The organism is Enterococcus sp. AZ120, from assembly GCF_050546165.1.
GTDB classification, from domain to species: domain Bacteria; phylum Bacillota; class Bacilli; order Lactobacillales; family Enterococcaceae; genus Enterococcus; species Enterococcus faecalis.
Genome location: NZ_CP172950.1, coordinates 114865 through 127813 on the forward strand (window position 1 = coordinate 114865; position 12949 = coordinate 127813).

Sequence of the window (12949 nt, forward strand, 5' to 3'; positions counted from 1 at the left end):
TTTTGAATAAATGCATTTTTTTTTATTTAATTATGCATTATTTTTTTAGAATATCTATGAAAGCGCATTCTTTTAGGCTAGAAATATGCATAAGAAAGAATACCGTTGTATATTTGGTATTTTGTTTGGCAAATGGCTCACGTCCTAGGTTAATCAGGTCTGTTATTCTGTGTTTGTAATTAAGTTGAGGAGGTTATTTCACATGAGTCATCCAATTAATGTATTTTCTGAAATCGGGAAATTGAAAACAGTGATGTTACATCGTCCAGGTAAGGAATTAGAAAATTTAATGCCAGATTATCTGGAGAGATTGTTGTTTGATGATATTCCGTTTTTAGAAAAAGCACAAGCAGAACATGATGCATTTGCAGAGTTGTTACGATCAAAAGATATCGAAGTGGTCTATTTAGAGGACTTAGCTGCTGAAGCGTTGATTAATGAAGAGGTCCGCCGACAATTTATTGACCAATTCTTAGAAGAAGCCAATATTCGCAGCGAATCAGCAAAAGAAAAAGTTAGAGAGTTAATGTTAGAAATTGACGACAACGAAGAACTGATTCAAAAAGCGATTGCAGGCATTCAAAAACAAGAATTACCTAAATATGAGCAAGAATTTTTAACAGATATGGTTGAAGCGGATTATCCATTCATTATTGATCCAATGCCTAACTTATACTTCACGCGTGATAACTTTGCGACAATGGGGCACGGGATTTCTTTAAATCATATGTATTCAGTAACTCGACAACGGGAAACCATTTTTGGGCAATACATTTTTGATTATCATCCTCGTTTTGCTGGAAAAGAGGTTCCTAGAGTCTATGATCGTTCAGAATCAACCAGAATTGAAGGTGGCGATGAATTAATTCTTTCAAAAGAAGTAGTGGCCATTGGGATTTCTCAAAGAACGGATGCCGCGTCAATTGAAAAAATTGCGAGAAATATTTTTGAACAAAAATTAGGATTCAAAAATATCTTGGCTTTTGATATCGGTGAACATCGTAAATTCATGCATTTAGATACCGTTTTTACCATGATTGACTATGATAAATTTACGATTCATCCAGAAATCGAAGGTGGTTTGGTTGTTTACTCGATCACTGAAAAAGCAGATGGAGACATCCAAATTACAAAAGAAAAAGATACATTAGATAACATTTTATGCAAATACTTGCATTTAGACAATGTTCAATTAATCCGTTGCGGTGCTGGAAATTTAACCGCAGCAGCCCGTGAACAATGGAACGACGGTTCAAATACATTAGCAATTGCCCCTGGGGAAGTTGTTGTTTACGATCGGAATACGATTACGAATAAAGCGCTAGAAGAAGCAGGTGTGAAATTGAATTACATTCCAGGAAGTGAACTAGTACGTGGCCGTGGTGGCCCTCGTTGTATGAGTATGCCACTTTACCGTGAAGATCTTTAAAAAACACCCAAAAATAGGAGGAATCATCATGAATTCAGTATTTCAAGGACGTAGTTTATTAGCAGAAAAAGATTTTACAAGAGCAGAATTAGAGTATTTGGTAGACTTCAGTATTCACTTAAAAGAATTGAAGAAAAAAGGGATTCCACATCACTATTTAGAAGGAAAAAATATCGCTCTTTTATTTGAAAAAACTTCGACACGGACACGCTCTGCATTTACTACAGCAGCGATTGATTTAGGGGCACATCCTGAGTATTTAGGCGCCAACGATATTCAATTAGGTAAAAAAGAATCTGTTGAAGATACAGCGATTGTTTTAGGTAGTATGTTTGACGGGATTGAGTTCCGTGGGTTTAGTCAAGAAGTAGTGGAAGATTTAGCGAAATATTCTGGTGTTCCTGTTTGGAATGGTTTAACGGATCAATGGCATCCAACACAAATGATTGCGGACTTTATGACAGTGAAAGAAAACTTTGGTCGTTTAGAAGGAATCACTTTAGTATATGTCGGCGATGGCCGTAACAACATGGCAAACAGCTTGTTAGTGACAGGTGCTATTTTAGGCGTAAATGTTCGCATTTGTGCACCAAAAGAATTGTTCCCTTCTGATGAAGTCGTTAATTATGCAAAAGAATTTGCGAAAGAATCTGGTGCAGAATTAATGATTACAGACGACGTTGCTAAAGGTGTTAAAGGAGCCAACGTGTTATATACAGACGTTTGGGTGTCCATGGGTGAAGAAGATAAATTTGAAGAACGTGTCAATCTGTTGAAACCTTATCAAATTAATATGGCTATGTTAGAAAAAACCGAAAACATGGATGGCGATTTAATCGTATTACACTGTTTGCCAGCCTTTCATGATACGAAAACACAATACGGTGAAATGGTTGCTGAAAAATTTGGCATTACTGAAATGGAAATTACGGATGAAGTCTTCCGCAGTAAATATGGTCGTCAATTTGAAGAAGCAGAAAACAGAATGCATTCTATTAAAGCGATCATGGCAGCTACTTTAGGCAACTTATTCATTCCTCGTGTGTAGGAAGCAACTGAAAAAACATTGAAAAAAGAATAGTTGTTTCGCCCTTTAAGAGTTTCTTTTGAAGGGCGGCCTATTCTTTATTATGATAGGAAAGAAGGATTTGTAATGGGGAAAAAAATGGTCGTTGCACTAGGCGGAAATGCCATCCTTTCAAATGATGCTAGCGCACACGCACAACAGCAAGCATTAGTTCAAACATCTGCCTATTTAGTTCATTTAATTAAACAAGGGCATCGGTTGATTGTTTCACATGGCAATGGTCCACAAGTTGGTAATCTATTATTGCAACAACAAGCAGCTGATTCTGAAAAAAATCCAGCAATGCCTCTAGATACGTGTGTTGCTATGACACAAGGAAGTATCGGCTACTGGTTGTCCAATGCGCTTAATCAAGAATTAAACAAAGCAGGAATCAAGAAACAAGTGGCTACTGTTTTAACACAGGTGGTCGTAGATCCAGCAGATGAGGCATTCAAAAATCCAACAAAACCGATCGGTCCATTTTTAACAGAAGCTGAAGCCAAAGAAGCAATGCAAGCAGGTGCTATTTTTAAAGAAGATGCAGGACGTGGCTGGCGCAAAGTCGTTCCAAGTCCTAAGCCAATTGACATCCACGAGGCTGAGACTATTAATACCTTAATAAAAAATGATATAATTACCATTTCATGTGGTGGTGGTGGCATCCCTGTCGTAGGACAAGAATTAAAAGGTGTCGAAGCAGTAATCGATAAAGATTTTGCTTCTGAAAAACTGGCAGAATTAGTGGATGCGGATGCACTAGTTATTTTAACTGGCGTGGATTATGTGTGCATTAATTATGGCAAACCAGATGAAAAACAATTAACCAATGTCACTGTAGCAGAGTTGGAAGAATACAAACAAGCGGGTCATTTTGCACCAGGTAGTATGTTACCGAAAATTGAAGCCGCCATTCAGTTTGTAGAAAGCCAACCCAATAAACAAGCAATTATCACTTCTTTGGAAAACTTAGGAAGTATGAGCGGCGATGAAATCGTAGGAACGGTTGTGACAAAATAAAGTATAGTATTTAGGAGAATTAAGATGATGATAGAGAAAATAATCACTAAAAATAATCAAGATTTTCAATACTTTTCTGAATCAGAACTAACAGAATTGCGCAACGAGAGTTTCGTTCGCTCCTATAAAAAAGGCCAAGTCCTTTTTTATCCAGGTGATCCGAGAAATCATTTAATTTTATTGGTTTCAGGTGTCATTAAAATTGAAAAAAATGATCGCAGTGGTAATTTTTCCTATCTGCATTTTATGAAAAAGCAGGCTCTTTTTCCGAGAATCGGACTGTTTCAAGATGAGGTTCATTACGACTCCGCGATTGCCTATACGGATATTGAGGTTGTGTTTGTGCCAGTTAAACTGTTTGAGCGTTTTCTCCAAAATAATCCCCAGCAATTGATTCATTGGATTCAAGAACAATCGGTCCTTTTAAAAGAAAGTATGATCAAAATCCAAAAAGGAACAACCAATGATGCATGTGAACGGATTGTGACATCACTGGCGATGTTATTAAATGATTTAGGAGAACGAATTGACAACAGGGAACGCGTTGCAATTACTTGTCCAATTACCATTAATGACATTGCACGAATGAGTGGAACTACGCGGGAAACAGCAAGCAGTGTTATGAAAAAATTAGTCCAAATGAACCGTATTAGCTACAGTCATAAATTCTTAACTTTTCTAGATACGCCATTCTTTATTGATCGATTGAGTAATTAATCATAGAGAAGGGAGATACAGGAAAGTAGGTTCCTGTATAAAAGGATATGGCAGAAAAAAAGAAGAAAAACAAAAAACAGCTTTCGTCTTTTAGTATTTTATTTATTATTTTAATTGTTTTAGGTATCGTAACGGTCTTGCTAAATGGCCAGCCATTTACCCCAAGAGAAATTGATGGCAAAATGGTTGACCACGTGGTAGGGGCCAAATTATCGGATATTATCATGGCTCCATTCAATGGGTTTAAAGATGCCATTGAAATTAATATTTTTATTTTAGTACTCGGTGGCTTTTTAAATATTGTGACACAAACTGGGGCTCTTGAAGCAGGGATTCAATCAGTCGTTAAAAAGTTAAAAGGGAACGAATTGAAAATCATTCCGATTTTAATGATTTTATTTTCTATTGGTGGTTCGACTTATGGAATGGCAGAAGAAACAATTCCTTTTTATGGTTTATTGAGTGCCACCATGGTCGCCGCTGGTTTTGATACGTTTGTCGCAGTGGGTACTGTGCTATTGGGTGCAGGATCAGGTGTTATCGGTTCGACGGTTAACCCTTTCTCCACAGGGGTAGCGATGGATGCGTTGCGAGGTATTGGCATTCAGCCGAATACAGGAATTATTTTAATTGTCGGTGCTATTTTGTGGGCGGCCTCTACTAGCTATTCTATTTTCATTGTGATGCGTTATGCGAAAAAAGTGAAGGCTGACAAAGGTTCAACAATTTTATCTTTACAAGAACAAGAGGATATGGAAAAAACGTATGGACAAGCAGCGTCGAAAGAAATGCCATTTACGAATCGTCATAAAAAAATCTTAATGGTATTCGCTTTCTGTTTTGTCATTATGATTGTTTCCTTAATTCCATGGAACGACTTTGGAGTGACGATTTTCAAAGGCTGGACGTCTGTTTTAACAGGCAACAGTTTCGGTGACTGGTACTTTGGCGACTTAGCAATGTGGTTCTTCCTTTTAGGGATCATTGCTGCCTTGATTGGTCGCTTTACTGAAAAAGAAACCATTGAAGCATTTATCGACGGTGCCAAAGATATGTTATCCGTTGTTTTAATTATCGTAGTTGCTCGCGGGGCATCTGTTTTGATGTCTAAAACGTATTTAGATTCATTTATCCTTGATAAAGCGGCAGGCTTATTACAAGGACTCTCCCCAGTCTTATTTGTCATCGGTGCCTTTGTTTTATACTTAGGTTTATCTTTCCTAATTCCTTCAACTTCTGGTTTAGCGTACGTTTCTATTCCTGTAATGGGTGCGTTAGCTAAAAACATTGGTTTAAGTCCAGAAGTGATGGTTATGATTTTTGCTTCAGGTTGTGGCTTGATTAATTTGATCACGCCAACATCTGGTGTCGTAATGGGTGGTTTGGAAATTTCCAAAGTTCAATATGCCACTTGGACAAAATTCATGGCCAAACCAATGATTGTCTTAGGCTTAATTAACCTAATTATCTTAATTGGCGCGATGTTACTCTTTAGCTAATCAAAAATTTTTTATGTTAGGGCTTCGGCTTTCGGAAAAAAGAAGAAGCAATGAAACAACAGCGACTACCTAAAAGTAGTCGCTGTTGTTTCATTTTGATAGTTGTTGAATTAACAATCTTGCGACAGCGCGGACAGAAAAAGGATTTTGCCCAGTGATTATACGGCCATCTTGATACGCAAATTCTTTATAAGGACGCTTTTTCGCAAAAGTAGCACCATGTTCTTTGGCAATTGTTTCGTTTAAGAAAGGAACAACTGCTTTTTTCATGGCTAAAATTTCTTCTGCAGTAGTGAAGCCAGTAATGGTTTTATCTGCAATCAAATAATTTCCTGACGCATCTTTGACATTTAAAAGACCAGCAATTCCGTGACAAACAGAAGTTAGGTATTTGCCCTGTTCGTAAAGGCTACGAGTGATTGCTTGCAACTGAGGATTATCAGGAAAGTCCCACATAACGCCATGGCCTCCTGTAAAGTAAATTGCTGCGTATTCATCTGGCTCAATTTCTTCAAGAGAGAGGGAATGCGCTAGCGCTCGTTCTTGAAAATCAGCACTTTCATAAACTGCCATAATGGATGAATCTACATATTTCATACTCCGGGGATCCAAAGGGACATAGCCTCCTTGGGGACTAACATAGTCAACTGAAAATCCTGCTTTAGTTACTTCTTCCACGAACTCCGTAGCTTCACCTAGCCAGAGGCCCGTTGGTTCTTTGGTGCCGTGATAACGGGAAACGTTTGTGAGGACCACGAGAATTTTTTTCATGCTTGCTTCCTCCCTGGCATAATCGACGTAATGTGGGTCAATAGTTGTTGGAGTTGCTCAATTTTGGTGGTATCGTGAGAAAGTGAGTAATAATTTTTAGTTCCTTCACTGCGACAATCAATTAATTTGGCTTGTTTCAAAATTTTTAAGTGGTGAGAAACAGCGGGACGTGAGAGTTGTGTCGCCTCTGTTAACTCAGTGACACGACGGCCAACACAGGCCTGGTCTTCTAACAGTGCAATAATAATTGCTTGGCGTTTTTCATCACCCAATGCGATTAAAAAATCACTAAGCGCAGTAAATTCTGTTTGAATTCCTTCTAATTCTTTCATATTCTTTCGCCTCTTTGGTTCGTATTTTTAAACGATTAAACCATTTTTCGTGTTTTTTGTCAATAAAATACGCTGAGGGCTGAAACTTGACGTGGATCCCATTTTTCGTTAAGATACTAATTGATTAAAGGTTTAAACTTTTAAACCAATAAAAGGGATAGAAAGAGAGGAAAGATTCAATGATGAAAGCCGCTTTAATTCATAAATACGGACAAAAAGAATTATCAATCGAGGAGGTGCCCTTACCCACCATTCATGACAATGATGTTTTGGTCAAAATTATCGCTGCCAGTATCAACCCGATTGATTTAAAAACAAAAGATGGCAAAGTAAAGATGCTTTTAAATTATCAAATGCCACTGATTTTAGGCAGTGATTTTGCTGGGATTGTTGTTTCTGTTGGAAAAAATGTTCAAAATTTTAGGCTGGGCGATGCAGTTTACGGGCGAGTACCCAAAAATCGCGTGGGAACTTTTGCTGAATATATTGCAGTGGATCAAGCGGCTGTAGCTATGAAGCCGAAAAATTTAACGTTTGAAGAAGCTGCGGCCATTCCGTTAGTCGGTTTGACAAGTTATCAAGCGCTACATGATATTATGAATGTACAGCCAGGCCAGAAAGTCCTGATTCAAGCAGGTTCAGGAGGGATTGGAACCATTGCGATTCAATTAGCAAAACTAGCGGGCGCTTACGTTGCCACCACAACGAGTAGTAAAAATAAAGAATGGGTTCAAGCGTTGGGAGCAGATGAAGTGATTGACTATCGGACACAAAATTTTGAAGAAGTTTTATCCGACTACGATTATGTGTTTGATACAATGGGGGGGACAATCTTAGAAAAAGCTTTCTCAGTGGTTAAACCTCAGGGAAAAGTCGTTACATTGTCAGGCATTCCCAACGAACGTTTTGCTAAAGAGTATGGCTTGCCGCTTTGGAAACAATGGGCCTTTAAAATAGCTACTCGCAAGATTCATCGATTGGAGCAAGCCACAGATGTTAGTTATCATTTTTTGTTTATGCGTCCAGATGGCGAGCAATTAGCTTTACTCACTGAGCTCATTGAACAGGGAAAATTACAGCCGATAATTGACCGAGTCGTACCTTTTAGCCAAATTCAAGAAGCAGTGGACTATTCACTGACAGGGAGAGCACAAGGGAAAATTGTTGTGAAAATCGCCTATGTTGATCACGACTAAGTAAAGGAGACTTGCAAGAAAAATAGGCCTGTTTTTCTTGCAAGTCTCAAAGTTTACCATTTAAACGCCGTCTAACAAAAGTGATTTTAGGCGGGAAAAGATTTTTATAGAAAATCCTCATTTTTCCAGTTTCTATTTTGCAAATTCGTTATTTTTTGTTATTCTATTGATGGTTGTGTATGCGCTTTCTTTTTAGGTGGATACACAAAAATGAACGGAGTGCAGAAAGGAATGGTGTTCAAAGTGGGGAACAATTTATCGACAAGAAAAGGAGAAAACAGAGAAACAATTGTCAGTTGGCTGGGTCTTTCGTTATTGGTTGGCTTGGCGTTTATCTTATTTAGTCTGTTTCATCAACCAATGATCAGCCAAGCCAATGAGCCGACCCAAGAGAAACATTTTATGGTTTATTATCGGGCTTGGCGTGACAAAACGATGCAAGGAGTTAATACAACATTGCCAGATGAAAATTGGCTAACGATGCACGATATTCCTTATGGTATTGACATTGTGAATGTCTTTAGTTATGTGCCAAAAGGACAAGAAGCACTTGCACAGCCATTTTATGATACGTTAAAAAATGAGTATGCGCCAGCACTGCATGCACGAGGTGTTCGTTTAGTTCGTGGGATTGATTATAGCGAGCTATTAAAAGTTCCTTACGCAGGAACAACGCCTACAGAAGCAGAATTTGATGCTTATGCGAAAGAGTTGTTAACCAAATTTGTCGATGATTTAGGAATTGATGGGTTAGATATTGACATGGAAACTCGTCCAAGTGAAAAAGATATTGTTTTATCTAATGGGGTCATTCGTGCATTATCAAAATACATTGGACCGAAGTCGGGAACGGATCGTCCATTTTTGTATGATACCAATGCAGAATATTTACCACCTTTACAAGATGTCAGTGACTGTTTCGATTTTCTCGCGTATCAACAGTATGGCAGCGATGACCAACGCACGCAACGAGCATTAAATAATTTAAGTCCGGTTCTCAATGGGGAACGATTTGTTCCAGGATTAACTTTCCCAGAAGAGCAAGATCGCAACCGCTGGTATGACACAAAAGAGCCGTATATGGAAAGTAACATGTATAAAGTAGCTCGTTATTCTTATGAAAATAATTTAGGGGGCATGTTCCTCTATGCCTTAGATCGCGATGGTCGCACCTATAATGAAGACGATTTAAATCAGATAAAACCTTCTAATTTACTTTGGACAAAAACGGCCATTGCAGAGAGTAAAGGCGTTTCTCTTGCAGAGATGAAAGCGGCTGCGCAACACTATTTAAAACGAATTAGCTACGCCAACACAGACCTTGAAGCACAAAATAAAGCCGCAGAAGCAGTGACACAAGCAACAACGCTTTATGATGTGAATAAAGCTATTTTAGGTGGCGATTATGGCCAAGGGATTTCAAACACCTATGATGCTGAATTAGAAAAAGGCCTGTTAGCCATTGACTTAACCACTTTATATCGTGCGTTGGATCAAGCAGTTACAGCCATTGAAAAGGCAGAAAGCTATACACCAGAAACGATTCAAGCACTACAAACAACAAAAGAGACAGTCGCAACAGAACTTGCGGGAAAAACGTATACAGCCGCGCAAGTGACTACTTGGCAAACGGAGGTCCAAACAGCTTTGGATAATTTAAAAGAGAAACAAACACAACCTTTAAAAAGTGTCTTTTCCATTGATGCGGGAAGAAAATATTTTTCCGTGGAACAACTGGAAGAATTAGTGGCCAAAGCCAGTCAAAATGGGTACACAGATGTCCAATTAATTTTAGGAAATGATGGCTTACGGTTTATCTTGGATGATATGTCGGTCAATGTGAATGGTAAAAAATACAACCACAACCGGGTTTCAAAAGCAATCCAACGAGGCAACAACGCGTATTACAATGACCCTAATGGCAACGCGTTAACACAAAAAGAAATGGATCGGTTGTTGGCTTTTGCGAAAGCGCGCAACATCAACATCATTCCCGTGATTAACAGTCCAGGACATATGGATGCCTTGTTAGTGGCCATGGAAAAACTAGCGATTAAAAATCCCGCTTTTGATGGCTCAAAACGAACAGTAGATTTAGGGAACCAAAAGGCAGTGAATTTCACAAAGGCGATTATCAGTAAGTACGTGGCTTATTTTTCCGCGCATAGTGAAATTTTCAATTTTGGTGGCGATGAGTATGCAAATGATGTCGACACGGGCGGTTGGGCGAAACTGCAATCTTCTGGGCGCTACAAGGATTTTGTCGCTTATGCGAATGATTTAGCTAAAATAATTAAAGATGCGGGCATGCAGCCAATGAGCTTCAATGATGGCATTTATTACAACAGCGACGATTCTTTCGGTACATTTGACCCAGAGATTATTATTTCTTATTGGACAGCCGGTTGGAGTGGGTATGACGTAGCCAAACCTGAGTACTTTGTTCAAAAAGGACACAAAATTTTTAATACCAATGATGCGTGGTATTGGGTCGCTGGCAATGTTGATTCTGGCATTTATCAATATGATGATGCTTTAGCAAATATGTCGAAAAAAGCATTTACAGATGTGCCAGCAGGTAGCCCAAATCTTCCAATTATTGGAAGTATTCAATGTGTTTGGTATGATGACCCTAGTCGTGACTATGATTTTGAACGAATTTATACGCTAATGGATACGTTCTCGGAAAATTATCGTGAGTATATGGTGGTTAAATAAAACTAGTTAAAGCTAATGAGTTATCTATAAAGACTGATCCTGGGACAAAAATCACTTTGGATTTTTGTCCCAGGATCAAAACCTGATAAACGGCGGGAACAGAACCAACTCCTTCGGAAATAAGCCGAAATTCTCCAAAAATTAAAGAGCAATTTTCGGAAATTTCTTCTTATTTCTCGGAGCTAAACGGTTCTTTCCCGACCTCAGCCTTCTTTAACTGAAGAAGATTTGTTTGCGGGCCAACAATCAATTTAGGAATGCCTTATTGAAATGTTCCTGTTCTTATTGTAGACTGAAAGAAGTGGTGGTGGAAAGCTATCACCATTAATAGAAAAGCAGGAAAATAAAAAGGATCTTGTTGGAAGTTTAATGCTTAAAAATGTAAGCGGAATCATTTTTGTTGGAATGCTAAAAAAGGGAGTAGAGTTATGAGTAATGAAAATATCGTCTTAGCAAGAAATACAGAGCGTGCACCAAAGCATCCTCTCGCAGCCCAAACAGTCGCATTTTCCCACTATAATCATTTGTCGGCACAGTTACCTATTGAGCCAACCTCTGGACAATTGGTAGAAGGTGGCATTCGGGCCCAAGCGACACAATGTTTGAAAAATATCCAAGCGGTTGTTGAAAGTATCAACCATGTGATGAGTGACATTGTCAGAATGACCATTTTTGTCAAAGATATGCGGGATGTTACCGCAGTTGAGGAGGTCTATGCGGCCTTTTTTACCCATTATTATCCAGCTAAAACAGTGGTTACCGTCGCAGATTTGCCGTTAGGCGCTTCTGTTCAAATGGAGGCACTTGTTTCAAATGGGGAAGGAACTATCCCTAATGCACCTCAAGCTGGGGATTTAATTAAATTAACAAATCAGACTGTTCAGGCACCAATTGATGCTCTAGCCAGTCAAACGGTCGCGTTTTCTCACTATAACAATCTGTCTGCACAATTGCCTATAGATCCTCAAACGGGCAGAGTTGTGGCTGGCTGTGTTAAAACGCAAACAAAGCAATGTTTGAAAAACATAAAAGCCATTTTAACCAGTATTGATGTGCCTTTTGATGATATTGTGAAGATCAACATTTATTTAAAAGATTTATCTAAGCTGGAAGCTGTCAATCAAGTACATGCCGCTTTTTTCCCAGATTCAGGAATTGCGCGCACGGTCAATTATATGCCAGCACGAACAGTGATTGCTGTTGCTGATTTACCAATGGGCGCGGCGGTGCAAGTAGAAGCGGTGGTTTCTCATGGGGATGGTACGCCACCACAAGCGATTGAAGATCGACATGGATTAATTATTGAAGCAAATAATACAGAGCACGCACCGAAGTGTCCATTTTCGACACAAACTGTTGCTTTTTCTCATTACAACCATCTATCAGCTCAGCTACCATTGGACCCTAAAACAAATGCGTTAGTCGCTGGCGGAATCAAGGAACAAACGACGCAATGTTTAGAAAATATTAAAGCGATTATTGAAAGTGTGGATCACAGCTTAGCTGATCTGGTGAAAGTGAACATTTTTGTGAAAGAGATTGAAGAGCTGGCGGCAGTAGATGACGTCTACCAAACGTACTTCCCTGAAGGCACGCCTGCAAGAAGAGTGATTGGTGTGACGGATTTACCAAAAGGTGCTCAGATTCAAATCGAAGCGATTGCTGGGAACGCAGAAGGTACGCCACCAATTGGTTAAACAGTAGAAGAAACAAACGTCAGCTGGCTTCTGAAGCCAGCTGACGTTTTTAGTATTTAGATAAATCAGTAAAGTAAGTTAGTTGCCATTTTTGTGTTTTTTTGGCGGTTTGATTAAGGTTTTGGCACCAAGAAGGATAAAAACGGGCCGCCATTTTGCCTTTTTGTTGATGCGTTTTGAGAATTTTTTGTTGGATTAAACATTCTTTTGGCAGAAGAAAGAGACCTTGCTTTTCTTGATCAGCAATGACAATTGCTAACATTTCAGGGGCTTCCGTTGCATCAAAGGCTTCGTTCTGATTTTGTTGATTTTTTTCCCAGAAGGCTACAAAATAGCCTTCTTTTTTCGGCGTTTTTTTGGCTAAGCGACTGCGGATAAGTTGTTGCGATTCATTAACTTGACATAAAAAGCCTTCATATTCGGCATTTTGTTTTTCTTCGGAAAGCAGGGTAATCGTGCCCACTGCTTTTTCAAGTATTGGCAATGAATTCATCATCTTCCTCC

The 12949-nt window shown here is 38.9% G+C and carries 11 protein-coding genes; 8 read left to right on the plus strand and 3 right to left on the minus strand.

Annotated elements, in window-relative coordinates; genetic code table 11:
- Positions 1–202 precede the first annotated feature (202 nt).
- From arcA to IGJ46_RS00510, 5 genes are all read left to right on the plus strand, one after another.
- Positions 203–1429: an arginine deiminase gene (gene arcA, locus IGJ46_RS00490; RefSeq protein WP_002356129.1), complete on the plus strand. Its 1227-nt coding sequence runs from the start codon at positions 203–205 to the stop codon at positions 1427–1429.
- Between the two features lie 25 nt (positions 1430–1454).
- Entirely contained in the window at positions 1455–2477 is a 1023-nt protein-coding gene (gene argF, locus IGJ46_RS00495) for an ornithine carbamoyltransferase (protein WP_160747730.1), read from the plus strand.
- Between the two features lie 105 nt (positions 2478–2582).
- Positions 2583–3515 (plus strand): carbamate kinase, encoded by a 933-nt coding sequence (gene arcC, locus IGJ46_RS00500; RefSeq protein ID WP_002356132.1) that lies wholly within the window; start codon positions 2583–2585, stop codon positions 3513–3515.
- Positions 3516–3539: 24 nt separating this feature from the next.
- Positions 3540–4232 carry a Crp/Fnr family transcriptional regulator gene (locus IGJ46_RS00505; RefSeq protein WP_002356133.1) on the plus strand — a complete coding sequence of 231 codons (693 nt, stop codon included), beginning with the start codon at positions 3540–3542 and terminating at the stop codon, positions 4230–4232.
- 47 nt (positions 4233–4279) lie between these two features.
- Entirely contained in the window at positions 4280–5731 is a 1452-nt protein-coding gene (locus tag IGJ46_RS00510; RefSeq protein ID WP_002356134.1) for a YfcC family protein, read from the plus strand.
- Between the two features lie 90 nt (positions 5732–5821).
- On the opposite strand, the gene IGJ46_RS00515 is transcribed toward IGJ46_RS00510, so the two are convergent.
- Together IGJ46_RS00515 and IGJ46_RS00520 are read right to left on the minus strand one after the other, a co-directional pair.
- Positions 5822–6502: a type 1 glutamine amidotransferase domain-containing protein gene (locus IGJ46_RS00515; protein WP_218391364.1), complete on the minus strand. Its 681-nt coding sequence runs from the start codon at positions 6500–6502 to the stop codon at positions 5822–5824.
- On the minus strand, positions 6499–6834 hold the full coding sequence (locus tag IGJ46_RS00520) for an ArsR/SmtB family transcription factor (RefSeq protein ID WP_002359261.1): 336 nt from the start codon (positions 6832–6834) through the stop codon (positions 6499–6501). The genes IGJ46_RS00515 and IGJ46_RS00520 overlap by 4 nt, the downstream gene beginning before the upstream one ends.
- A 179-nt stretch (positions 6835–7013) precedes the next feature.
- Between IGJ46_RS00520 and IGJ46_RS00525 the strand changes: the two genes are divergently transcribed.
- The 3 genes from IGJ46_RS00525 (at position 7014) to IGJ46_RS00535 (ending at position 12445) form a co-directional block, all read left to right on the plus strand.
- A complete protein-coding gene (locus IGJ46_RS00525; protein ID WP_430613881.1) occupies positions 7014–8030 on the plus strand; it encodes an NADP-dependent oxidoreductase in 1017 nt (338 codons plus the stop codon).
- A 210-nt stretch (positions 8031–8240) separates the two neighbouring features.
- Positions 8241–10748, plus strand: a complete 2508-nt coding sequence (locus tag IGJ46_RS00530) for an EndoS/ChiA family endoglycosidase (protein ID WP_010819687.1) — start codon at positions 8241–8243, stop codon at positions 10746–10748.
- A gap of 428 nt (positions 10749–11176) precedes the next feature.
- On the plus strand, positions 11177–12445 hold the full coding sequence (locus IGJ46_RS00535; protein ID WP_002394604.1) for a RidA family protein: 1269 nt from the start codon (positions 11177–11179) through the stop codon (positions 12443–12445).
- A gap of 49 nt (positions 12446–12494) precedes the next feature.
- Here IGJ46_RS00535 and IGJ46_RS00540 read toward each other — a convergent pair whose 3' ends face one another.
- Complete coding sequence (locus IGJ46_RS00540; protein WP_002379245.1) at positions 12495–12938, minus strand: MepB family protein; 444 nt, start codon at positions 12936–12938, stop codon at positions 12495–12497.
- Positions 12939–12949: the final 11 nt, after the last annotated feature.

What these genes read in the sequence shown, in the direction of transcription:
- arcC (WP_002356132.1), top strand. Translation starts at nt 2,583, where the DNA reads ATGGGGAAAAAAATGGTCGTTGCACTAGGCGGAAATGCCATCCTTTCA.
- arcA (WP_002356129.1), top strand. Translation starts at nt 203, where the DNA reads ATGAGTCATCCAATTAATGTATTTTCTGAAATCGGGAAATTGAAAACA.
- IGJ46_RS00525 (WP_430613881.1), top strand. Translation starts at nt 7,014, where the DNA reads ATGATGAAAGCCGCTTTAATTCATAAATACGGACAAAAAGAATTATCA.
- IGJ46_RS00510 (WP_002356134.1), top strand. Translation starts at nt 4,280, where the DNA reads ATGGCAGAAAAAAAGAAGAAAAACAAAAAACAGCTTTCGTCTTTTAGT.
- IGJ46_RS00515 (WP_218391364.1), bottom strand. Translation starts at nt 6,502, where the DNA reads ATGAAAAAAATTCTCGTGGTCCTCACAAACGTTTCCCGTTATCACGGC.
- IGJ46_RS00540 (WP_002379245.1), bottom strand. Translation starts at nt 12,938, where the DNA reads ATGAATTCATTGCCAATACTTGAAAAAGCAGTGGGCACGATTACCCTG.
- IGJ46_RS00535 (WP_002394604.1), top strand. Translation starts at nt 11,177, where the DNA reads ATGAGTAATGAAAATATCGTCTTAGCAAGAAATACAGAGCGTGCACCA.
- IGJ46_RS00505 (WP_002356133.1), top strand. Translation starts at nt 3,540, where the DNA reads ATGATGATAGAGAAAATAATCACTAAAAATAATCAAGATTTTCAATAC.
- IGJ46_RS00530 (WP_010819687.1), top strand. Translation starts at nt 8,241, where the DNA reads ATGAACGGAGTGCAGAAAGGAATGGTGTTCAAAGTGGGGAACAATTTA.
- IGJ46_RS00520 (WP_002359261.1), bottom strand. Translation starts at nt 6,834, where the DNA reads ATGAAAGAATTAGAAGGAATTCAAACAGAATTTACTGCGCTTAGTGAT.